General features: G+C 73.3%; 18 protein-coding genes and 1 pseudogene. 9 read left to right on the top strand and 10 right to left on the bottom strand.

Annotated features, from left to right (window positions below; genetic code table 11):
* Positions 1-4: 4 nt before the first annotated feature.
* The 7 genes and pseudogenes from ORI94_RS06720 to ORI94_RS06690 all read right to left on the bottom strand — a co-directional run bounded on the left by ORI94_RS06720 (position 5) and on the right by ORI94_RS06690 (position 8,056).
* Positions 5-1,383: pseudogene (locus tag ORI94_RS06720) on the bottom strand (YcaO-like family protein).
* Positions 1,380-2,861, bottom strand: coding sequence for a CocE/NonD family hydrolase (locus ORI94_RS06715; protein ID WP_266073439.1), 1,482 nt, complete (start codon positions 2,859-2,861; stop codon positions 1,380-1,382). Before ORI94_RS06715 ends, ORI94_RS06720 begins: the two are co-directional and overlap by 4 nt.
* Positions 2,858-3,919, bottom strand: coding sequence for a streptamidine family RiPP (gene amiA, locus ORI94_RS35485; protein ID WP_266073438.1), 1,062 nt, complete (start codon positions 3,917-3,919; stop codon positions 2,858-2,860). Before amiA ends, ORI94_RS06715 begins: the two co-directional genes overlap by 4 nt.
* Positions 3,920-3,976: 57 nt before the next feature.
* Positions 3,977-4,798 (bottom strand): ABC transporter ATP-binding protein, encoded by an 822-nt coding sequence (locus ORI94_RS06705; RefSeq protein WP_266073437.1) that lies wholly within the window; start codon positions 4,796-4,798, stop codon positions 3,977-3,979.
* Between the two features lie 20 nt (positions 4,799-4,818).
* On the bottom strand, positions 4,819-5,826 hold the full coding sequence (locus tag ORI94_RS06700) for a FecCD family ABC transporter permease (RefSeq protein WP_266073435.1): 1,008 nt from the start codon (positions 5,824-5,826) through the stop codon (positions 4,819-4,821).
* Positions 5,823-6,974 carry a FecCD family ABC transporter permease gene (locus ORI94_RS06695; protein WP_266073600.1) on the bottom strand — a complete coding sequence of 384 codons (1,152 nt, stop codon included), beginning with the start codon at positions 6,972-6,974 and terminating at the stop codon, positions 5,823-5,825. Before ORI94_RS06695 ends, ORI94_RS06700 begins: the two co-directional genes overlap by 4 nt.
* 104 nt (positions 6,975-7,078) lie before the next feature.
* Positions 7,079-8,056: an ABC transporter substrate-binding protein gene (locus ORI94_RS06690; protein WP_266073433.1), complete on the bottom strand. Its 978-nt coding sequence runs from the start codon at positions 8,054-8,056 to the stop codon at positions 7,079-7,081.
* Between the two features lie 87 nt (positions 8,057-8,143).
* Here ORI94_RS06690 and ORI94_RS06685 point away from each other — a divergent pair, with 87 nt between their 5' ends.
* On the top strand, positions 8,144-9,340 hold the full coding sequence (locus ORI94_RS06685; protein ID WP_266073431.1) for a hypothetical protein: 1,197 nt from the start codon (positions 8,144-8,146) through the stop codon (positions 9,338-9,340).
* A gap of 126 nt (positions 9,341-9,466) precedes the next feature.
* Here ORI94_RS06685 and ORI94_RS06680 read toward each other — a convergent pair whose 3' ends face one another.
* The 3 genes from ORI94_RS06680 to ORI94_RS06670 all read right to left on the bottom strand — a co-directional run bounded on the left by ORI94_RS06680 (position 9,467) and on the right by ORI94_RS06670 (position 12,514).
* A complete protein-coding gene (locus tag ORI94_RS06680) occupies positions 9,467-10,009 on the bottom strand; it encodes a DUF421 domain-containing protein (protein WP_266073428.1) in 543 nt (180 codons plus the stop codon).
* A 416-nt stretch (positions 10,010-10,425) separates the two neighbouring features.
* Positions 10,426-11,652 carry a cation:proton antiporter gene (locus ORI94_RS06675; protein WP_266073426.1) on the bottom strand — a complete coding sequence of 409 codons (1,227 nt, stop codon included), beginning with the start codon at positions 11,650-11,652 and terminating at the stop codon, positions 10,426-10,428.
* 406 nt (positions 11,653-12,058) lie between these two features.
* Entirely contained in the window at positions 12,059-12,514 is a 456-nt protein-coding gene (locus ORI94_RS06670; RefSeq protein WP_266073424.1) for a DUF4383 domain-containing protein, read from the bottom strand.
* A 669-nt stretch (positions 12,515-13,183) separates the two neighbouring features.
* Here ORI94_RS06670 and ORI94_RS06665 point away from each other — a divergent pair.
* From ORI94_RS06665 to ORI94_RS06630, 8 genes are all read left to right on the top strand, one after another.
* The gene (locus ORI94_RS06665; protein WP_266073422.1) at positions 13,184-13,471 is read left to right on the top strand and encodes a metal-sensitive transcriptional regulator; all 288 of its coding nucleotides are present in this window, start codon (positions 13,184-13,186) and stop codon (positions 13,469-13,471) included.
* Positions 13,472-13,592: 121 nt separating this feature from the next.
* On the top strand, positions 13,593-13,988 hold the full coding sequence (locus tag ORI94_RS06660) for a DUF302 domain-containing protein (RefSeq protein ID WP_266073420.1): 396 nt from the start codon (positions 13,593-13,595) through the stop codon (positions 13,986-13,988).
* A gap of 379 nt (positions 13,989-14,367) precedes the next feature.
* Positions 14,368-15,726, top strand: coding sequence for an MBL fold metallo-hydrolase (locus ORI94_RS06655; protein ID WP_266073417.1), 1,359 nt, complete (start codon positions 14,368-14,370; stop codon positions 15,724-15,726).
* 49 nt (positions 15,727-15,775) lie between these two features.
* Entirely contained in the window at positions 15,776-16,141 is a 366-nt protein-coding gene (locus tag ORI94_RS06650; RefSeq protein ID WP_266073414.1) for a rhodanese-like domain-containing protein, read from the top strand.
* Positions 16,138-16,881 carry a sulfite exporter TauE/SafE family protein gene (locus tag ORI94_RS06645; protein WP_266073412.1) on the top strand — a complete coding sequence of 248 codons (744 nt, stop codon included), beginning with the start codon at positions 16,138-16,140 and terminating at the stop codon, positions 16,879-16,881. Before ORI94_RS06650 ends, ORI94_RS06645 begins: the two co-directional genes overlap by 4 nt.
* Positions 16,882-17,027: 146 nt before the next feature.
* Positions 17,028-17,609 carry a rhodanese-like domain-containing protein gene (locus ORI94_RS06640; protein WP_266073410.1) on the top strand — a complete coding sequence of 194 codons (582 nt, stop codon included), beginning with the start codon at positions 17,028-17,030 and terminating at the stop codon, positions 17,607-17,609.
* 568 nt (positions 17,610-18,177) lie between these two features.
* Entirely contained in the window at positions 18,178-20,028 is a 1,851-nt protein-coding gene (locus ORI94_RS06635; RefSeq protein WP_266073599.1) for an ATP-binding cassette domain-containing protein, read from the top strand.
* 152 nt (positions 20,029-20,180) lie between these two features.
* Positions 20,181-21,788, top strand: coding sequence for a pectate lyase family protein (locus ORI94_RS06630; RefSeq protein WP_266073408.1), 1,608 nt, complete (start codon positions 20,181-20,183; stop codon positions 21,786-21,788).
* The last annotated feature ends 91 nt before the right edge of the window (positions 21,789-21,879 follow it).

Below are 21,879 nucleotides of genomic sequence, written 5' to 3'. Positions count from 1 at the left end.
GTCCTCACATGTGCGGCGGGGGCGCCAGCGTGAAGTCCTCCGGCGCGCCCGGCGCGGTCGTACGCCAGCCGCGCCGGACGGCCGCTTCGGCGAGGCGCGGGCAGCCGAAGTAGCCGAAGGCGGCCGGGGCGTTGGGGAGCAGCCCGGAAACGAGGACCCGGGCGACGCGCAGGGACGTCTCGGCCACGTCCTCGGTGGTGAGGTCGAACGTCATGACGCGGTGGCCGCCCGCGTGCAGCGCGCGCTCCAGCCGCTCCCGCCCGCCGGGCTCGACCGCGTCGACGGACACGGTGCCGTGGGCCGGTTCGGTGAAGCGCCGGGCCTCGGCCGCCATCCGTTCGTCCAACCACACCTGCACATGCGCCCCAGGTCCCGCACGTGCTCGAACTGCTCGCCGCACACGTCGAGATAGCGGCCGTCGGCGCGGTGCTCCAGGTACAGCCCGCGGGCGAGCAGCCCTGCCTCGACGGCCTGGAAGACCCAGCCGTCGGAGTCGGTGAGGCCCTGGGTGAACACCCAGGTGTGGACCGCTTCGAGAACCGCCTTGCGGGCGGCCTCGGCCGGGTCGTTCTTGCACGCGAACCCGGCGGCGTACAGGCCGAGCCGCGGGTCGTGGACGAGCGCGGCCATGCAGGGGGCGAACTCCGAGGGCATCTCCACGATGTGGACGTCGAGCGCGGATCCGGCGAGGTCGTCGGTGAGGCCGGGCACACTGGCCGGGTCGATGCCGCGGGCCGGCCCGTCGAGGTGCCACCACAGTTCGAGGGCGTCGCGTTCGACGATCTCCAGCAGGGCCCGTTCGACGGCGTCGTCGAGACCCTGCCCGGTGGCGATGCCCGCGTAGTTGAGGTGGTGGGTCCGGGGCAGCTCACGCAGGTCGCCCTGGCGCCAGTTGAGGTGGGTGAGGGCGACAGGTGCCCAGACCTCTGCCGCTCGCCCGCCGGGCAGCCGCTCGGTACCGCGTGTCCACAGGGCCGGGGTCTCGGCGGTGAGGGGGCGGTAGGGGAACTTCTCCCGGGCGTACTGCCACGGCGCGTAGGCGGGCAGGTCGTCGGGGCCGTAGAGCCGCAGGCCCCTTCCCGTCAGCTCGGCGGCGGTGGCGCGCAGCGGGGCGTCGGGGTGGCCGGGCGGCGGCACGCGGTTGCCGCAGTACCGCTCCACCCCCTCGGCTATCGCGGCGACACGGGCCTGGCCGGGGTCGCCGAAGGTGGTGCCGAGGGAGACCCGGTCGGCGGGCCACAGGCCGAGTCTGCGGGCGTCGGAGATCTCGGCGGTGAGCGCGGTGTAGCGGGGAGGGGCGCCCGCGGGGTGCTCGACGGGCTTGACCCTGCGGACGATGCCGCAGACGGGGTCGACGAGAGCTTCCAGCGGCAGCGGCGTCATCGCAGGATCTCCTTGGCGGGATCGGTGGGCGTGGGACGGGACGGGAGCACGGGCAGCATCAGCGCCACGCTCCCGGGGTCGACCTCCCGCCGGGAGGTGAGCAGCCGGCCGGCCGTGGCCGGGTCCTCCCCGGTGTGGGGGTTGCGTGCGTGCATCGGGAAGTGGTGCCCGGCGATCTCCAGGCGGAGCCGGGTGCCGGCCCGCAGCCGACGGGCGAGCCGGCCGAGTTCGAGGGTGAACCCGGTTTCCCGGCCGGCCGGTTCCTCGCGCCTGAGGACACCGACGGCGAGCCGCCCGGCGGTCCCTTCCGGTGTGAGGGCGACGAGCCGGGCGGCCCAGTCGGCGGAGCGGGTGTGGGCGGTGGCCCGCAGCCGTACGCGCACGGGTCCGACCACGTCGAGCGGACGCGGCAGCGGCGGGGTGAGCAGCAGGCAGCGGTCGGGCGGCCCGCCGGTGGGGACGGTGAGGTCGTCGGAGCGGACGGGGCGGTCGGGGTCCGCGGTGAAGGCGCAGCCGTGCACCGGCCGCAGCCGCTGTGCGCGGGGCTCGCCGCCGGTGCCGGAGGGCAGCCACAGGTCGCCGCCGCCGAGCGCCAGGGCGCCGTGGCGGCCGGCAGCGAGCTCGCCGGTCAGGGCGCGGCGGGCCCAACGCACGTACAGGTCCCCGAGATTCACCCGGTGGGCGGGTCCGGCGTCGGGTCCGGCCGCGGTGGTCAGGCCGTGCCCCCACGGGCCCAGCAGCAGTCGTGCCGAGGGCCCGCCCCAGGTGCGCCACAGTGCGACGGTGTCCTCGGTGAAGTGGTCGTGGTGGCCGCCGACCGCGAGCAGGGGCATGCCGGCGTGCACCGCCCGCGCCGCGAGCCGGCCGCGTTCGCGGTGGCGCCACAGGCCGGCCCAGGAAGGCAGAGCTCGTCCCAGCCTCTCGGGCAGGCCGGTGAGCGGCAGGTGGGTGAGCAGGTCCGGGGCCGCGGCGAGGGCCCTGTCCAGCGCGCCTTCGTCGGAGTCCCGCCGGTCGCCGTGGGCGGCCCACCATCCGGCGCGGGCCAGCAGCCGTTCCACGCCCGAGGGTTCGCGCGCCGTCTCGGCGGCGCCGAGGGCGGGTACGGCGGCGATGACGGCGTCCGGCCGGGCCTCACCGGACGCCTCGAGGGCGAGGACGAGAGCGCAGTGGGCGGCGTAGGAGGCGCCGGCGGCGACGAGCCGCCCGTCGCTCCACGGCTGTCGCCTGATCCACCGGGCCGTCGCCGCCCCGTCGGCTGCCTCGTTCTCGTACGGGTGCCACTCTCCCGCCGACGCGAACCGGCCCCGTACGTCCTGGACGGCGGCGGCGAAGCCCCGGCGTGCCCAGCCGCGCGCCTCGGCCCGGTGCCGGGCACGGTCGTAGGGAGTGCGGATGAGGACGGCCGGGAAGGGGCCGTCGCCGTCGGGGAGGCGGACGTCCGTGGCGAGGCCTTCGACCCTCGCGCCGAAAGGCGTCATCCGTCCTTCTTCGGCATCGGTGCGACGGCGGGCACCGGGAGGACGGGGCGCTCGGTGACGGTCAGGGTGCGCAGGTCGACGCACCGGAGCCGGCGCCGTGCCGGGAGGCCGGCCGTGTCGGGGGCGCCGGTGGCCCACCGGCTGAGGTCGTCGGCCAGCAGAGCCGTGAGCAGCACGGCGGCGGGAACGGTGAGCCGGACCGGCGCCCCGGAGGTACGGGGGCCGTTCCAGTAGGCGGCCAGTTCGCGGTGGGCGGGGGTGGCGGCGAGCCGGCGGGCCCGGACGTGGGCCGCGGTGACGTCTGCGGGGGTGGCGGCGAGGGGCTCGACGTACGCCTGCCAGCCCTCGCGGTGGCAGCGCAGCCAGGCGACCCCGTGCTCGGGCAGCCGGTCGGCGGCGTCCCACAGCCCGTCGGGTACGGGTCCGTCGAGGCACCACACGACGGCGGCGGGGTTTTCGTCGAGCAGGTCCTCGAGCCCCGCCGGCGACGTGCCGGGGGCGGTCACGGGCGACGCCGTGCGCGGCTCGGCGCCCAGGGCGGTCAGGTGCGCGGCCAGTGGTCCGGTCAGTGCCGGGTCGCCCAGCAGCCGGACGTCCCGGCGGTCGGCGGGCCACTTCGGTCGCTGCGGCCCGTCCGTGAGGTAGCCGGCCTCCTCGAAGGCCCGTACGACACGGTTCACTTCCTCGTCCGCCGGGGCCGCGGCGGCGCCGGAGAGCAGGGAGAGCAGGGCGCCCTCGTCCGCGTCCCGCGTCCTGACGCCGAGGAATTCCCCTTCGGCGGTACGGACGGCGAGACCCCGCCCGGGCACGGCGACGATCTCGACACCGGGGACGAGCCGGCTGCGGGACACGGCGGTTCTCCTGACGACGGGGGCCTGGGGTGGGCGTGGGGCCCCCCGGCAGGCATCGGGCGGGGCCACGGGCGCGGGGGGGGGGGGCCCCCCGTAAAACAAGGTGTCCTCGAAGGGGTTCTCGACGAGCGCGTTGGAGTGGGAGGCCGAGTCGTGGGCCAGCTGCCCCGGGTCGGCGATGGGTGCGAAGACCTGCTCGTTGTCCATGAACTCTCCTTATGCGTAAGGGAGATACCGCGTTCGGGCGAACGCCGTAACGGCACTCTAATGAATCTGATTTTCATATTCCACACCCGAGAGGGGGTGATCTGGGTAACACACCGGCCAGCCCCCCTCGGGGTCCCGGCCGACCCGGCCGGCCACCTTCAGCACGTCCGCCAGCAACCCCGGCGTCACCACCTCCTCCGGCGTCCCGTCGGCCACCACGCGGCCGTCGCGCAGGGCGACGACGCGTTCGGCGAACCGGGCCGCGTGGGCCAGGTCGTGCAGGACCATCACCACGGTGAGCCCGCGTTCTTCGCGCAGGCGGACCACCGTCTGCAGCACGTCGAGCTGGTGGTGCAGGTCCAGGTAGGTGGTCGGCTCGTCGAGCAGCAGGACGCGGGTGTCCTGGGCGAGCGCCATCGCGAGCCGCACCCGCTGCCGTTCGCCCCCGGACAGCGCGTCGACGTCACGGTCGGCCCACCGCTCCACACCGACGTCGCACAGCGCCCGGTGCACGACGGGATCGTCGCCCTCACGCAGCATGCCCAGCGGGCCACGTGCCGCGTACCGACCCTGCCGCACCAGGTGACGCACCGTCATCCCCGGTACGGCGGGCGCGGACTGGTGCAGCAGGGCCACCCTTCGGGCCGTGGCGCGCCGGGAGAGCCCGGCGAGGTCGTCCCCGCCGAGCAGCACGCGCCCCCGGTCCGGCCGCAGCAGCCCGGCGGCCAGCCGCAGCAGGGTCGACTTGCCGCAGCCGTTCAGGCCGATGAGGGCGGTCAGTTCGCCCGGCCCGACGGTCATGTCGACACCCCGCAGCACAGCTCGGGCGGGGTAGCCGAAGTGGACCCCCTCGACGTGGATCCCCACGGACTCGGTCATGCTCTGTCCTTACGTCGACTTCAGAACGTACGGCTCGGCGTGCGGCGCACGACGACCAGCAGCAGCGCGGCGCCGAAGCAGGCGGTGAGCGCCCCGACCGGCAGCGTGAGCCGTCCGGAGTCCAGCGCCACCGCCAGCAGCCGCGAGGACAGCTGCGCCGCCGCGTCCGCCCCGCACACCACGACCGCGCCCGTCAGGGCGGCGCCGGGCAGGCTCACCCGCAGGTCCGCGCCGAAGACGGACACGGCCAGGTGCGGGACGAGCAGCCCCACGAAGCCCAGCGCCCCGACGGCGGCCACCGCGCCCGCCGTCAGCGCCACCGCGCACAGCAGCGCGAGGGTGCGGGCCCGCCGGGCGGAAAGGCCGACGGCGAGGGCGATGTCGTCCCCGCAGCGCAGCAGGGTCAGCGGGCCGGCCAGCAGCCAGGCCGCGGCCCCCCAGACGAGCGCCCACGGCCACAGCAGGTGCCAGTGCTGCCACACCCGGCCCTCCGTGGTGCCCACCAGCCACTGGACGACACTGCCGAGCTCGCCCGGCTTTACGAGCAGCACCATGGCGGTGAGCCCGCCGAGCACCGCCGACACCAGCACCCCGTGCACGGCGATCTGCGCGGGGTCGCCACGGCCACGGCCGGCGAGCAGCCACAGCAGCGCCGCTCCGCCGCATCCGCCCGCGCACGCGGCGAGCACCACGGCCAGGGGCGAGTCCCATCCGGCGAGGCCCAGGGCTGTCGCGGTGACGGCCCCGAGGACCGCCCCCGGCGTCACGCCCGTCACCTCGGGCCCTGCGAGGGGGTTGCGCAGCGCGGACTGCAGGACCAGTCCGGCCACGGCGAGGCACGCGCCCGCGCCGAGGGCCACCAGCATTCTGGGCAGGCGCAGCCGGAAAAGAATGTGACGTTCCGTCGCGTCACCCCCGCCCCCCAGGACGTCCCAGGCCACGCCCGGGGACATGCCGCGCCCGGCCAGCAGTTCCACCCCGGCGGACACGACGGCCAGTACCGCGAGGGCCGCGAAACGCCGGCTCATGGTGCGTCCTCCGTTCCAGTCGTCCCCCTCGTCCCGGAGGAGAGGGGGAGGGCACCGCCGGGTCCGCGGGCCCCGGGCCCGTCCCGGTGAGCGTTCTCCTGCACCCCGGCGCAGGGGGTTCGGTCCGCCGCGCCGGAGGTCACGGTCCGCGGTCCGTGCAACAGCGTGCGCACGGCGGCGGAAGCGGCCGTCCCACGCCGGGTCGTCCGGCCGCGGCCACCCGACCGCATCAGGGCGACCCCGGCCGGCACCCCCAGCAGGGCCGTCCAGGCACCGGCCGGCGTCTCCACGGGCGCCAGCGCAAGCCGGGCCGGGACATCGGCGACCGTCACGACGACGGCACCCCAGACGGCGGACCACGGAAGCCAGCGCACCGCTCCCGCCGCGGGGTTGAACCGTCGGGCCAGGTGCGGGGCGAGGAATCCCACCCACGCGACGGGCCCGCACACGGCCGTGACGGGCGCGATCAGCACGACGGCGATGGCCAGCGCGGCCAGCCGCGCCCGCTGGGCGCGCACGCCCAGGGCCGCCGCGTCCTCGTCGCCCAGTCGCATCACCGAGAGCACCGGCGCGCACAGCACGAGGGCGGGGGCCGCGACGAGCAGCCACGGCCACAGTCCGCTCACGTCCTCCCAGGTCCGGGCGGAGAGGGAGCCCAGCAGGTAGCGGTAGATGAGCTGGAGGTCGAGCTGGTCGGCCATGACCATCAGGACGAGCAGCGCGGCCTGCAGGGCGGCAGCGACCGCGGCGCCGGTCAGCAGCACCGCGGACGGGCTGCGCCCCAGCCCGGCGGCGAGCAGCGTGAGCCCGCCGCCGAGTGCGGCCCCGCCGATGGCCAGCAAGGGCTGGACGGCGGCGGGCAGTGACAGGGCCAGCACCAGCGGCGCGGCCACGCCCAGCGCGGCCCCGGACGAGACGCCCAGCATCTCCGGCACCGCCAGGGGGTTGCGCAGCGCCTCCTGGAGCACGAGCCCCGCCGCGCCCAGACAGGCTCCGGCGATCAGCGCCAGCACCAGTCGGGGTACGCGCAGTTCGGTGACGACGATCCCGGCGAGCGTGGTGTCCCCGTCCAGCACCGCACCGGCGAGCCGGTGCGGTGGGACGCAGGGGGTGCCGAGGCTCAGCGCGCACACCGAAGAGACCGTCAACAGCACGGTTACGAGGAGTGGTTGCCACCCCCGCGCGCGGGGCGAGGGCCACCGGGCCCGTGCCGCCGTGCGGTCCGCCGCGGCGGGCGCCGAGAGGGGCGCCCTCACCGCAGCGCGGCCGTGGCCTCGTCGAGGACGATACCCAGGGAGCGGGTGCCACGCCCCTTGGCCCACACCTCTGGGTTCACCTCGTGGACGTCACCGTTCCGCACGGCCGGGATCTTGCTCCAGAGAGGGTTCTCGGCCAGCTTCTCCGACAGTTCGCCCTCCGCGTCGCCGAAGCTCATCGTCTCGACGAACAGCACGTCGACGCCTTGGGCGAGGATCTCCTCGAGGCTGTAACTTCCCTCCACACCGCGGGACTTCCACGGGTAGTCAGCGAACTTGGGGAACAGGCTGGCGGCCACGTCACCCTCCGGGGTCGCGACGCCGAAGTTCTCGTCACTGCCGTAGATGATGAGGGCGGTCTTCTCGCTCGGGGCCTTCTCGGCCCCGGCGAGCCTGGTCCGGAAGGTCTTCTCGGCCTTCTCCCCCTCGGCGGTGCGGCCGGTGAGCGCGGCGAGGTCGCGCAGGTACCCCACGCTGTCCTCCCACGTCTCGGGCTGCATGGCCCAGAACGTGGTGGCGCCCTTCAGCGCCGGGGCGAGTTTGCCGTGGGTGTCCCCCAGGCCGATCACCAGATCCGGCTTGTGGGAGAGAATCGCCTCCACCTCCGGGGCGATGAACCCGCCGGGTATGACGTCGACCTCCTTCGCCTTCTCCTCCCCGAGGAAGCCCGGGTGGGCGAGCAACGCGCTGTTGGTGGCCGTCGGGACGATGCCCAGTTCGGTCAGGATGTCGTCGCAGAGCGCGAACAGGCAGACGATCCGCTCCGGCTTTCCGTCCAGGGAGATGTCGACGCCGTTCGTGTCGGTCAGCTCCGTCGTCGCCTTGATGGGTTCGACGGTGACCTCGGTCCTCGCGGCGGGCCTGGCCTGGTCGCCCGCGGGTTCGACGGACGAGGATCCGCAGCCGACCAGGACGGAACCCGCCACCGCTGCGGTGATCCAACTGCGGACGAATCTCGACGGTGAGCGCAGCATCGACGCCCTCGCTTCTTCTCAGGGACCGGGAACGCACCGAAGATACATGATAATCGTTTTCACGAGACCGGTTTTCTGGAGGAATCCATGCGCGCTGCCGCCGTACTGCTCGTCTCCGACCACGTGGACGGCTCCGTACACGTGCTGACCGTGCCGGACGGCACGGTCACGGGACGGCTGACAGGACGCCACCTCTCCGAACACGCCGGGTTCCTGGCGCTGCCGGGAGGGCGGGTGGCCTGTGTCGACGACCGGCGGGGGGAGCTCCTGGTGCTCGATCCCTTCGGCGAGGAGCTCGTGGAGTCCGCGGTGCCGGTCGCCGTGCCGGCCGAGCACCTCGCCTGCGACCCGCCCGGTCGCCGGCTGGCCGTCACGACCGGTCTGGGCAGGAACACCGAGCCGTGGTCGGACCTGCTGACGGTCGTCGACCTGGACAGCGGGGAAACCGCACGGGTGCGCACGCGGGTCGGCGAACCGGGCGTGACGGTGCTGGGCGAGGCCGATCCGCTGGTCGTACTGCGGCACCGGGAACCCGGGGCACTGGCCGTGCACCGGTTCGCGGACCTCCTCGCGGCTCCGCCCGGCTGCCCGGCGGTCACGCCCCACGCACTCCTGCCGCTGCCGGACGACGGACACGGAGACGCCCAGACACCCGGCTCGGGCCATGTGTTCGCGGCCACGAGCGAGGGTGTCCACCGGGCGCGGAGGGAGGGCGACACGCTCGTGGCCGAGGCGGTGATCCCGTGGGAGTCACCCGCCCGGGGCTGGTACCTGCGCCTCGACACCCGTCGGCAGACGCTGTGGACCACGCTGCGCGGTGGTGTTCCGGACCCGCTGCGGTGGCCGGAGTGGACCAACCAGGCATGGCGCCATGAACTGGGGACGGGGCGCACGCTCCTCACGGACCTCGGCCACGGCCTGGTCTTCCGGCTGGCTCTCGCCCGGCGCCACACCGTCTTCACCCGCGTCCACCCCGACGGTGACGAACTGATCCTCCTGGACGCCCACGACGGCGTCCGACGCTTCGCCCTGCCCGCCATGGAGGGCGCTCCGCGTCGCGGCGGCACCCCCTGGGAGGGCGTCCAGCGCCGCGCGGTGGCCGCCTCACCGGGTTCCGACTGGGTCGCCGTCACCCGCGGCGGCCACGGCGAAGTGCACGTCGTCGACGCGCGGACGGGCCGCGAGGCGAACCGTCTGCGGTTGAGCACACCGCTGCACCACGGCGGCCACCTGATGCTGCGCACCTGGAGCGACGGCGCCGACGGCGATCCCGTGGGCCGGTGACAGGCAACGGCGCTCCCGGTCTCGTCGAGGGGCCGCTCCCCTCGAACGCGTACACCATGTCCCCGCACACGGCCGGGTCCCGCATGCCCGACTCGTCTTCGGTCCGCAGACGATCCAAAGGGACCCTCAGGACTGGTCGGCGTCGTCGTGGTGAGGCGTGTGCCACTGCGGCACGTTGTCCATGGCGCTTCCCGAGCCGTACTGCGAACGGGAGATCACGCTGAAGCTGCCGTCCGTCTCCAGCACCACCGCGTGCACCAGCTCCAGTGCCCCGGTTCCCTGGGCGCGGATCGCCTGCCGCACTTCGTCGGGTGTGACCCGTTGGCGTCGCATCGCCTCGTGGAGCATGCGGCCCTCGCGCAGCAGCAGGGTCGGCTCGGCCTTCACCAGTCGGCGAACACGCCGGAAGCGGACCGAGGCCCAGGCGGTGACGAACTGCAGCACCACCAGCGAGCCGAGCGCCAGGGCCCCTTCCCAGAGGGCCACCTGCCGGTTGAGCAGGATGGTGGCCAGGGTCGATCCCAGCGCGACCGTGACCACCAGGTCGAAGGCGTTCATCTTCGACAGGGTCCGCTTGCCCGACGTGCGGACCGCGGCGACGAGGATCAGGTAGGCCGGCCCCGCCATGACGAGTACGCGGACGAGTTCGTCCCAGGAATCGAAGAACACGGTTCCACAGGTACCCCGCGCGAGGGTTTTCCCCACAAGGAGCACGGCCCGGTGGTCGATCCCGCAGGTCGGTGACCGCCACCTCGAGGTCCTCCGAGCGGTCCTCGACCGGCCTCGTGCCGGAGCGGGACACGTTGTCCCGCTCCTCCGCCCCGGCCTGCGGCCGGCTCACGGGCGGTGAACACGATCCGCCATCCGGCCCGCACCAGTGCCGTCCGGGTGAGGAGGGCGGTCAGGAGCGTGCGGGTTCCTGAGCGCTCCAGCGATCCGCCGCACGCCAGGCCCCGGGTGGCGAGCAGCGCCCTCCGCAGCGCCCCGGCCGCTGGGCCGGTGTCCGTCGCCACGGACAGCGCGGTGAGCACCGAATCGGCGAGGGCGGGCGTCACGGGCGCCTCCCGGGACCGTCACCGGCGGGTTCATTCCACGGTTCTCCCGGCGCTCCGGGCGACCGCTCGGCGGTAGAGGGTCAGGCCGGGGGCCGCGGTGATGCCGTGCACGGCGGTGCTGGCCGCGACGACCAGCGTTCCGGCTGCCAGGACCCTGGGGTCGGTGTCGAGCCGGTGGGCCTCCATGGTCAGGTAGAACAGGGCCGAGACGCCGATGGGACCGAACCAGCCCAGAAAGACGGCGTCCCGCCAGGGCAGGGACAGAGGGCGTTTGAGGGCGAGCACAATCGGCAGACGGCGCATCAGCAGTACGCCGAGGACCAGCAGGATGCTGCGCCACCAGCCCAGATCGCCCCACTCACGCCAGGGGATCACAGCTCCGAGAAGCACGAACAGCGGCAGGACGAGGAAGCGGTTGATCGCTTCGTCGATCATGTTCTCACTCGCTCGTTCATCCATCGAGCTGACCGCGTTGAAGGCCAGGCCGCTGATGAAGACGGCCAGAACGCCGTCGATGCGCACAAGCCCGGAGACGCCCAGCACGAAGAGGGCCAGCAGCAGGGTGTACACCAGCAGAGGGCCGGATGAAATGCTTCCGCCGCTCTCCGCTGTGCGCAGTACTTTTCCGCCCAGCCAGCCTGCTGCCGCTCCGAGGACGACGGCCCCCAGTACCTGCCACAGGGACTCCGTAAGCGCTCGCGTTCCCGTCAGCGGCCCGGCGATCGCCACAGCGGCGAGCACCAAGGGCAGAGCGAGCCCGTCGTTGGCGCCCGACTCCAGGGAGAGCAGCTGCCGGGTCCGGGCGGTGATCCCCTTCTCGGCGGGCTCGCCGGTGACGACGCCGGAGGCGAGTACGGGGTCGGTCGGGCACAGAGCCGCTCCCAGCAGCGCCGCCGCACCGAGGCCGAGACCGAGTACGACAGCCGACACCACCGTGGTGAGCAGTGCCATCCCGACCATGGCCACGACCAGCAGGACGAGCAGCGGTCTCACCCGCGTTCGCACGTCACGGAACGGATAGCGCAGAGCCACGGACATGACCGAGACCGCCAGCAGCAGGCGGGAGGCCTCGTGCAGTTCCTCGTTCTCCTCCACCACGGTGGGCAGGTCAACAGCCCCCAGCACCTCCGGGCCGAAGACCACCCCTGTCAGCAGGGCCAGGAGCGGCGCGCTCAGCGGCGCGCGCCGAAGCGGCCCGGAAAGCGTCGCCACCACCAGTGCCAGGGCACCGACCACCGCCAGCAGGACGTTCAGCATGCCCGTCTGGTTGCCCGGTTCCGAACGGGATATGCCCTTTCGGCGCGTCGGCCTTCCTGCCGGTCACCCGGTCAGCCGTTTGGCACCGCTCCCAACGGGCGTTCCGCCCGAGGTGAGGAGGGACCGCGCCGGCCCCACCCCCACCCTGCCGTGACGGCACTGAGAACCGTCTGAGGCCGTGCACCGGCAGGCATGCGTTTACCGCACCCGTCCGGGTGCTCCCCGGACACCGCACCGAACGGCAGGGCGCCGGCGAACGGCCGGCTTCCACGAGAGCGAAGGAGCTGTCAGGCGATGGCCACTGTTGTGAAGGACATGCTGGAGACCTGCCCCGCCGGGGAGAGGGGAGTGCGAGGGTTCGTCACCCTTCGCAGCCACCCTCGCGACCAGGCTCCGGCCGCTGGAGTCAGCGGGTGCTCGGTGCGGTGCGGCGGGTGAGCAGGACACCCAGAGCGATCATGCCGACACCCAGGACGAAGTGCAGCCAGTTGTCGGCCGTGTTGACCGGAATGAAGTTCGCGGCGCTGTCCTGGTCGATGACCAGCCCGTAAATCCACAGAACCAAGTAGATCGCGCCGCCGCCGATGAGGAACGCTCGAGCGGCGGCAGCCGTGCGGGCCATGGCGATGCCGGCGACACCGAACAGCAGATGGACGATGTTGTGCAGGATCGACACCTGGAAGACGCCCAGGAGCTTGGCCTCGGAGTGGTGCTCGGCGAACTTCATGGTGTCGTAGTCGGTCGTGACACCGGGAACGAAGCCGAGAACGCCGATCAGGAGGAACACCGCACCGACGGCGAGGGCGGCCTGTTGCACTCTGGTCCGGCCTGCTGTGGGGGCGGCGTGGTGGTGAGCGGACATGATGGTGGTGTCCCTTCCGGGGGTACGGCGGCCAACGCCGCGCAGCATGATCCGTTGGTTACCTCTTTACCGCCTGATCGCCCAGCCTTCCACCGCTCAGCGCGCTGTCCGGTCCTCAGCCTCCCGTGCCGCGCCCCTCTTCCGAAGTGGGTGAGCCCGGTGTTCCCGGGAGCGGAGGAACACGCACACCCGCCCTTCCCCGTCCTTGGACCGACGAGAATCAGCTGCGGTCGCCTGGGCCGGTCGGGGGCAGAGGGGGAGGTCGTTCCACGGCCGCCGGACCACCGATGCCGATGGGCGGCCCCACGGACGTGACGGAGGGTGTGACCGCTTTTCCGGTCCCGGGCATGCGGCGTCCACGACGCGCTTGTCCGCGCTGCGCGGCTACGCCCCTCCGGAACAGATCCGCCGCTCGGCCGGTTGTGCCGATATACCCCACCGGGTACGAGGGGGAAGAGGGAAGGGTGCGCCCGCCACCGGACCCGCAAAGGACGACTTCGAGGAGATCGCCACCGGCCCCGCCGTCGCACCGGCCGACTTCCGGGCGGCCTGCGACGGCACAAGAACCCTGCGGGCATCACAGGCGGCAAGGGAGCCGCCTCGGCGGCCGGCCGACACGAACCGGATCGGAACACACAATACCCCTAGGGGTACAACCGAGGAGTAATCGTGGAACTGGAGCTCGAGGGCGCGGACCTCAGGTCCGTACTGAACCGGCTGCGCCGCGCGCAGGGCCAGATCTCCGGCGTCATCAGGATGATCGAGGAGGGCCGTGACTGCGAGGACGTCGTCACGCAGCTCGCCGCCGCGTCCCGCGCCCTGGACCGGGCCGGTTTCGCCATCATCGCGACCGGCCTGCAGCAGTGTGTGACCGACCTCGAAACCGGGCGGAAGAACGGTGAGGACACCGAGCAGATGCGCGGCCGACTGGAGAGGCTCTTCCTGTCACTGGCGTGAGAACCGCGGGGGACGCCCGGTCCGGCACCCGCACGTCCGGGCGGCCGCGCCGCAGCGCACGAGTGGCCCGCAGCCACCCGGACACCCGCTCCGGCATCGGGAACGACTGAAAGGCAAGACCATGCACTACGCCCGCACCGTGCACCTCGACACCGACTTCGCCACCACCGTGGACCGGGTGCGCGAAGCCCTCGCCGCCCAGGGCTTCGGCGTCCTCACCGAGATCGACGTCACCTCCACCCTCAAGGCCAAGCTCGACCACGACATGGAGGACTACGTCATCCTCGGCGCCTGCAACCCCTCCCTCGCCCACCGCGCCCTGGACACCGACCGCTCCGTCGGCCTGCTGCTGCCCTGCAACGTCGTCGTCCGCACCGAGGGCGGACGCACCGCCGTACAGGCCCTCGACCCGGGCACGATGGTCGCCCTCACCGAACTCGACGCCCTGCGCCCGGTCGCCGAGGAAGCCACCCGGCGCCTCGACGCCGCCCTCGCCTCGCTGACCACCCGCGCCTGACCCGGCCGCACGCGGTCGGGCCATCATCGAGCCCGCAGCCGGCCGCCCGGCGGCCGGGTCGGTCGCCCCGCCGTGCCGGTCGCCCCGCCGGGCCGGTCGCCCCGCCGGGCCGGTCGCCCCGCCAGGCCGGAAGCCGGGCCGAACCGCCGCACCGGCACCCCCACCCGCGTCGGCGACCCCGCCTGCCGCACGGCCCCTGCGCTCCGGGACGAACCTCGCACACTCGCGCCGAGCTCCCACGCCGCACGCGGGTCCCGGCACGACCCTGCCACAGGCACGCGAGAAGGCACCGGCAGACACGTCCGGAATACCCCTGGGGGTACTCGTGTTACGGTGACATATATACCCAGGGGGGTAATTTCACGGAAGGGAGATCCTCGTGTTCTTCATCGACACCATCGAGATCGAGGGCCTCGGCAACCGCCACTACCTGGCCGGTGGCCGGCAGACGGCCGTGGCGGTGGACCCGCCGCGCGACTTCGACCAGGTGCTGGTGGCGGCAGCCCGGCGCGGGGTGCGGATCACGCACGTGGTGGAGACCCACGTCCACAACGACTACGTCACCGGTGGCCTGGACCTGGCGCGGGCGACGGGTGCCGCCTATCTGGTACCGGCCGGCGCGCGGGTGTCCTTCGCCCGGATCCCGGTGGCCGACGGCGACACCGTCACCGTCGATGACGGACTCGGGCTGCGGGCCCTCGCCACCCCGGGTCACACCCCGCACCACACCTCCTACGTGCTGCGGGAGCAGGGACATCCGGTGGCCGCGTTCACCGGCGGCTCGCTGCTGATCGGCACGGTGGGCCGCCCGGATCTGGTGGAGCCCCGCCTGACCGATCGGCTGGCCCGTGCCCAGCACGCCTCCGCACACCGCCTGGCGGCCGAGCTGCCGGACGAGACGTCCGTGCTGCCGACACACGGCTTCGGCAGCTTCTGCTCCTCGGCGCAGGCCGAGGGGGACGCCACGACGATCGGCAAGGAGAAGACCGTCAACACGGCGCTCACCACGGACGTGGACTCCTTCGTCGCCCGCCTGCTGGCGGACCTCGACGACGTCCCCGCCTACTACGCGCACATGGGCCCGGCCAACGCCGCCGGTCCGGCTCCGGTGGACCTGAGGCCTCCGGCCGTCGCGGACGCCGAGGAGATCGCCGCCCGCCTCGCGGCCGGTGAGTGGGTCGTGGACCTGCGCAACCGGGTCGCGTTCGCCGAGGGGCACGTCGCCGGATCGTTCAACTTCGAGGCGGACGGGAAGATCGCCACGTACCTCGCGTGGATGATTCCGTGGGGCAAGCCGGTGACCCTGCTCGCCGAGTCCCCGGAGCAGCTGGCCGCGGCCCAGCGGGAGCTGGCCAGGGTCGGCATCGACCGGCCCGCGGCCGCCGCGACCGGCACGCCGCGGGAGTGGGTGGCCGAGGGCGGTTCCCCCGCCTCCTTCCCCCGGTCCACGTTCGCCGGACTGGCCGGACAGGACACGGACGGGATCGTCGTGCTGGACGTGCGGCGCGACTCGGAGCGGGCCGCCGGGTACCTCGAGGGCTCCGTGCACCTTCCGATCCACGAGCTGCACAAGCGGCTCGGCGAGGTCCCGGCGGGCACGGTGTGGGTGCACTGCGCCGGCGGCATGCGGGCCGCGATCGCCGCCTCGCTGCTGGACGCCGCGGGTCGTGACGTGGTGGCCGTGGACGACGGCTTCGACGCCGCCGCCGAGGCCGGACTGGCCCTGGTCACCGACTGAGCGGGCCCGCCCGCCCCTCCCCCCCTACGACTTCTCGAGAGGTTGTGTGATGTCCCTCTTCCGTCGCGGTGAGGACCGCGTCACCGCGGACGAGGCCCACCGGCGCACCCGGGGCGCCGACGCCCCGGCCGTCCTGCTGGACGTGCGCGAGCAGACCGAGTGGGACGCCGGACACGCGCCCGGCGCGGTCCACGCGCCGCTGTCCCGCCTCGCGGCGGGAGCGGCCCTGCCGAGCGCGGCCCGGGAACGGCCCCTGGTGGTGATCTGCCGCAGTGGGAACCGCTCGCAGCGGGCCGCCTCCCTGCTGGCCGGGCGCGGCGCGGAGGCGGTGGACGTCAAGGGCGGCATGACCGCATGGGCCGGCGCCGGACATCCGGTCGTCGACGCACGCGGGAACAGCGGTTCGGTGGCATGACATCCCTGGTTCTCGCGCTCGTCGCCGGTGCCGTCGTCGGCCTGGCCCTCGGCGGGCTGGGCGGTGGCGGCAGTGTCCTGGCGTTGCCCGCCCTGATCTACCTGCTCGGCCTCACCCCGGCTGATGCGGCCACGACCAGCTTGATCATCGTCGTCCTGACCACGGTCACGGCACTCGCGGGGCACGCCCGGGACGGCAACGTGGCCTGGCGGACGGGACTGCTGTTCGCGGCGGCGGGCATCGTGCCCGCGGTGATCGCCGGGGCCGCCGCCGGACACCTCCCCCAGACGGTGCTGACCGTCGCCTTCGCCGTCATCGCGGCGCTGGCCGCCCTGCGCATGCTGCGTCCCGCCCACGCCGGGACCTCCGGCAGGGTACATCCCGGCAGGGCCGGTGCCGCGGGCGCCGGGCTCGGCGCGGTGACCGGGTTCCTGGGCGTGGGCGGCGGCTTCCTCGCCGTGCCGGCCCTGGTGGGTGTGCTGAACCTGCCCATGCGCCGGGCCGTCGGCACCAGCCTGCTGGTCATCATGATCAACTCGCTGGCCGCGCTCGGCGCCCGGGCCGGCACCGGAATGCACCTGGACTGGACGGTCATCGCGCCGTTCACCACGGCGGCGGTCCTGGGTGCCTGGGACGGGAAACGGCTGTCGGCGAAGGTCCGGGGCAGGACGCTGCAGCGTCTCTTCGCCCATCTGCTGCTCGCCGTCGCCGCCCTCATGCTCGTCGACGCGCTCCTGTGACCGTGTCCGCACGGCCGGGCACCGATCGCGGCTCCGCGCCCGCACCACCGATCCCCACGACCATCGCCCCTCACGGACATCCCGCGGGGTACGGGCACTCCCCCTCCCCTCGCGAAACAGCACCGACACGAAGGACGACATCGACCATGACCGCTCCCGCTCCCACCACCGTCGACCCCCGCCAGGCCCGTTCCCGTCTCCACGAGCTCACCGTCATCGACGTCCGTACCCCCGGCGAGTACGCCGGCGGCCACATCCCCGGCGCTCTCAACATCCCCCTCGACCAGCTGGACCGCGCCCTGCCGGACATCCGTTCCGCCGCCGGTCGCGGCGAGGTCCTCGTCGTCTGCGCCTCCGGCGCCCGTTCCGGGAACGCCTGCCGGATGCTCGCCGACAACGGCGTCCACGCCGCCACCCTCTCCGGAGGCACCAGTGCCTGGGCCGCCGAGGGCCACGACCTCGACCGCCCACAAGGGAGCACCAGGGCGACCTGGGGCATGGAGCGCCAGGTCCGCCTGGCCGCCGGCGCGGTCGTCCTGCTGGGCCTGGCCCTGGGCGAGTTCGTCCACCCGGCCTTCCGGCTGCTGGCCGCCGGTATCGCCGGCGGCCTGGTCTTCTCCGCGGTGACCAACACCTGCGGCATGGCCGCCCTGCTCGCCAGGCTCCCCCACAACCGGCCCCGCGAGGCCGACCTGGACGCGACGCTGACCCGGCTGCGCAGCAGCTGATCCCGAGGCCGCGGTCCGGAACGCCCACCGGCCCGGACGCTCCCGCTTCGGCCCGGGCTCCGCCGCGGAGCACGTCCGGCGGGCCGGGGGACGCCCCGTGCACCCGAGGTGCACGGGGCGTCCCCGTCTGCTCCCGCCGGACGGACGCAGACGCCGTGCCGACGCGTCGACGACGGCCCGGCCCCGTGGGCACACGGGCGTGGGACCGGGGCCCGGCCGTTCCCCGTGGCCCGCGGGACGGCCGGGGCTCTCGGGCGGAAGGCACGCTCGGCGTTTCGGCCACCGCCGTCGTGTGCACGGTCCTTTGCCCGGCAAGGGTCGGTGCACCCCGCATGCTCCGCCGCGCCCCCGATCCCGGGGTTCGGCTCCCGACCGAAACACATGTGTTCGAAACCCGGGCGGGGTCGTTGAACCCGGCAAGCCAGTCGCAGCGACCGTCAGGGGGCCCACGTTGACCTCGGCCAGCACACAGGAACAGCCCGATCCCGAAGCATCGGGCACGGATACGGGCACGAACACCGGCACGGGCGCCCCGCGGGGTGCGGGCAGCGCGCAGGACGAGGAGTTCCTGTACCGGGACGAGTCCAGGCACCGGGCCGGTGCGCAGCTGACGACCGGGACGATGGCGCGGCGGCTGCCCGCGTTGGTCCGCCGGTCCCTGAGGATGGCCTGGCAGGTGGACCGCGGCGCGACGGTCGGGTTGCTGGCGTGCCAGGTCGGCTCCGGGGTGCTCGCGGCGCTGGGACTGCTCGCCGTCACCGGGACGATCACCGCGCTGATCTCGTCGGGTGGCATCACCGAGCGGCTGTGGGACGCCGCGCCGCGGTTGGCGGTGATCGCCGTGGCGACCGGCCTGCGCGCGCTGCTGGGGATCACGGTGACGTGGCTGACCGGGCGGTTGCGGCCGGTACTGGCGCGGGCGGCGGAGCTGACGATGATCGAGGCCGCGCTCGGCGCGGAGCTCGCCGCGAACAACAAGCCCGGCTACAACGACTTCTACGACATCGCCGACCGCGGCGCCCAGGTCACCCCGGACCTGGTGGACGAGGCACAGGACGTGCTGGCCTCGACGGCGACACTCGCCGCGGGCGCGACCGTACTCGCCGTGCTGCACCCCGTGCTGCTCCCGCTGCTGCTCCTGGCGTGTCTGCCGCAGGCCGCGGCGTACGTGCGGGCCGCGCGGGTGGTGTACCTGGCGGGTCTGGAGACGTCGGGGCGGCGCCGGATGCTGCACAAGCTGCGCTGGCACATGGCGTATGTGGAGTCCGGTGAGGAGATGCGGGCCTGTCTGGCCGGGCCGTTCCTCACCGCGCGGTACCGGCGGCTCGCCGCCTCGGTCAACGCCGCGGAGCGCAGGGCCGCGGACACGGGTGCGTGGACGGGGCTGGGCGGTGCTCTCGCCGGTGGTCTGGCGTCGGCCGCTGTGTGGGCCGCGCTGCTGTGGCTGCTGGCCTCCGGCCGGATGGACCTCGCGGCCGGGGGTGGCGCGGTCTTCGCCCTCCAGACCGCGACGATGTCCGTGCGCGGCATCATCAACGGCGGGGCGCGGCTGGTGCGCACCGGCTGGTACGTGCAGGACTGGCAGAACTTCCTCGACAACGCCCACGGGCAGGCCATGGCCGCCTCCCGCGGCGACCGGACCCTGCCCGGGGCGCCGGAGCGGTTCGAGGTCCGGGACATCACCCACCGGTACGACGGGGCGGAGCGGGACAGCCTCAGCGGGGTGTCCCTGCGGGTGCGGCGCGGGGAGATCGTGGCGTTGGTCGGGGAGAACGGTTCGGGCAAGTCCACTCTGTCCCGGCTGATCTGCGGCCTGCTGCTGCCCACGTCCGGCGAGGTGGCGTGGGACCACACGACCACGGCCCGGCTGGAGCCCTGGGAGGCGTGGAAGCATGTCGCCCTGGCCCCGCAGAAGTACACCTACCTGCCGCTGACGCTCCGCGACAACATCACCTTCGGGCAGGGAGACACCGGCGACGCCGCCGTCCTCGCCGCCTGCGAGGCGTCCGGGGCGTCGGACATGCTGCCCGGTCTGCGGTCGGGACTCGACACGCTCCTGACGTCGGAGTGGTACGGAGGCCAGCAGCTGTCCGGCGGGCAGTGGCAGCGTGTCGTGCTCACCAGGGCCTTCCACCGGCAGGCGGCGCTGCTCGTCATGGACGAACCGACGGCCGCCCTGGACGCGCGGGCGGAGCACCATGTCTTCTCCGGGCTGCGGGAACTGGCCAAGGACCGGGCCGTCCTACTGATCACCCACCGGCTCACCAACGTCGCCGTGGCCGACAGGATCGTCGTCCTCGACCAAGGACGGATCGTGCAGGAAGGCACCTACGCGCACCTCACCCGGGAGCCCGGCCTGTTCCGGTCCCTGTGGGAACTCCAGCAGCGCACCGGCGGGGAAGCGGGCGGTTCCGCGTGAGCACGAGCACGGCCGGAAATCCCAAGCGGAGATCTTCTTTCGAAGAACGGCAACCTTTCCGGTGCGGGCGGCGACAGGGAGGTGCTACACGGTCCGCCTCACACGAAGCACGGGGCACGGACCGCTTTCCACGCACCAGAAAGCAGAGCACGTTGACCACACCCCAGAGCAGCACCCAGCGCCCGAAGTCCCACCGCAGGTCGAAGCTGCGGCTCCAGGCGGCGGTGGCCGCGGCGGCCGTCGCGGCCGGGACCGGCGTGTTCCTGTCCCTGCCCGGGACGGCGTCCGCGGTGAGCGGCAGCGCCACCGGTTTCGCCACCCGGAACGGCGGGACCACCGGCGGCGAGGACGGGGAGACGGTCCGGGCCACCACCGGGACCGAGATCCACAAGGCGCTCTGCGACCGTGCGAGTGAGGACACACCGATCGTCATCGAGGTCGAGGGGACCATTCATCACGGCAACACCAGCAAGGTGTCCGGCGGCAGTTGCAACACCGCCGCCGGGGTGATCGAGCTGAAGCAGGTCAGCAACGTCACGATCGTCGGGGTCGGCAAGGGTGCCGTCTTCGACCAGCTGGGAATCCACATCCGTGAAGCCGACAACATCATCATCCAGAACGTGACCGTCCGAAACGTCAAGAAGTCGGGCTCGCCCACGTCCAACGGCGGTGACGCCATCAGCATGGAGAAGAGCGTCCGCAACGTCTGGGTCGACCACTCCACGCTGGAGGCGTCGGGCGGTGAGTCCGAGGGCTTCGACGGCCTGTTCGACATGAAGGACGACACCCGGTACGTCACCCTGTCCTACAGCGTCCTGCGCAACTCCGGCCGCGGTGGCCTCGTCGGCTCCAGCGAGACCGAGCTCTCGAACGGTTTCATCACGTACCACCACAACCTGTACGAGAACATCGACTCCCGGGCCCCCCTGCTGCGCGGCGGCACGGCCCACATGTACAACAACCACTACCGGAGCCTCAACTCGTCCGGCATCAACTCCCGGGCCGGCGCCAAGGCCAAGGTGGACAACAACTACTTCGAGGACTCCAAGGACGTCCTCGGCACGTTCTACACCGACACGACCGGATACTGGCAGGTCAGCGGTAACGTCTTCGACAACGTGACCTGGTCCGAGGCCGACGGCGACAACCGGCCCGCCGGTCCCGACCCCAAGTCCAACACCACGGTCACCATCCCCTACTCCTTCAAGCTCGACCGCGCCGACTGCGTGCCGGACGTGGTCGGCCGGACGGCCGGGGCCGACAAGGGGCTGAAGGTGTCGGACGGCAACTGCACCTCGCAGGCGCCCGCCCCGGCCCCGAGCACCTCGGCGGCCGGCCCGGCCCCCGCCCCCAGCCCCTCCCCGACCACGGCCCCCGAGCCGACGCGGCCCGGCGGGACCAACCTCAGCATCGGCGCCGGCTCCGACGGCTCCAGCAGGGCGGACGGCACCAGCTACGGCCACGTGCGCGACGGTGACCCGAGCACTTTCTGGTCACCGGCGGGCCCGACCGGTTCCGTCTCGGTCAAGTGGCCCTCCGCCACCAGCGTGTCCGCGCTCACCATCCGGGAGGCCTCGGGCTCCGAGGGCGCCATCGGGTCCTGGCGGGTCCTCAACGGCGACTCCGGCGCGGTTCTGGCGGCCGGCAGCGGCGCGGGCGTGGTCACGTTCCCCCAGACCTCGCTGCGTAAGGTCACCTTCGAGATCACCGGCTCCAACGGAACCCCGGAGATAGCCGAGTTCGAGACCTACGCCGGCTAGCTTGATCTTTAACCTGTGCGGCGGGGTCGTGGAGCAGTCGGGGAGGGGGCGGGTGCGTTCCCCGGTGGACCGGCCCCCGGGAGGGGCGGGC

It is taken from the genome of Streptomyces sp. NEAU-W12, assembly GCF_026242095.1.
Taxonomy (GTDB): domain Bacteria; phylum Actinomycetota; class Actinomycetes; order Streptomycetales; family Streptomycetaceae; genus Streptomyces.
The sequence above is the reverse complement of the archived record's forward strand: the minus strand, read 5'-3'. Positions and strand labels throughout refer to the sequence as shown.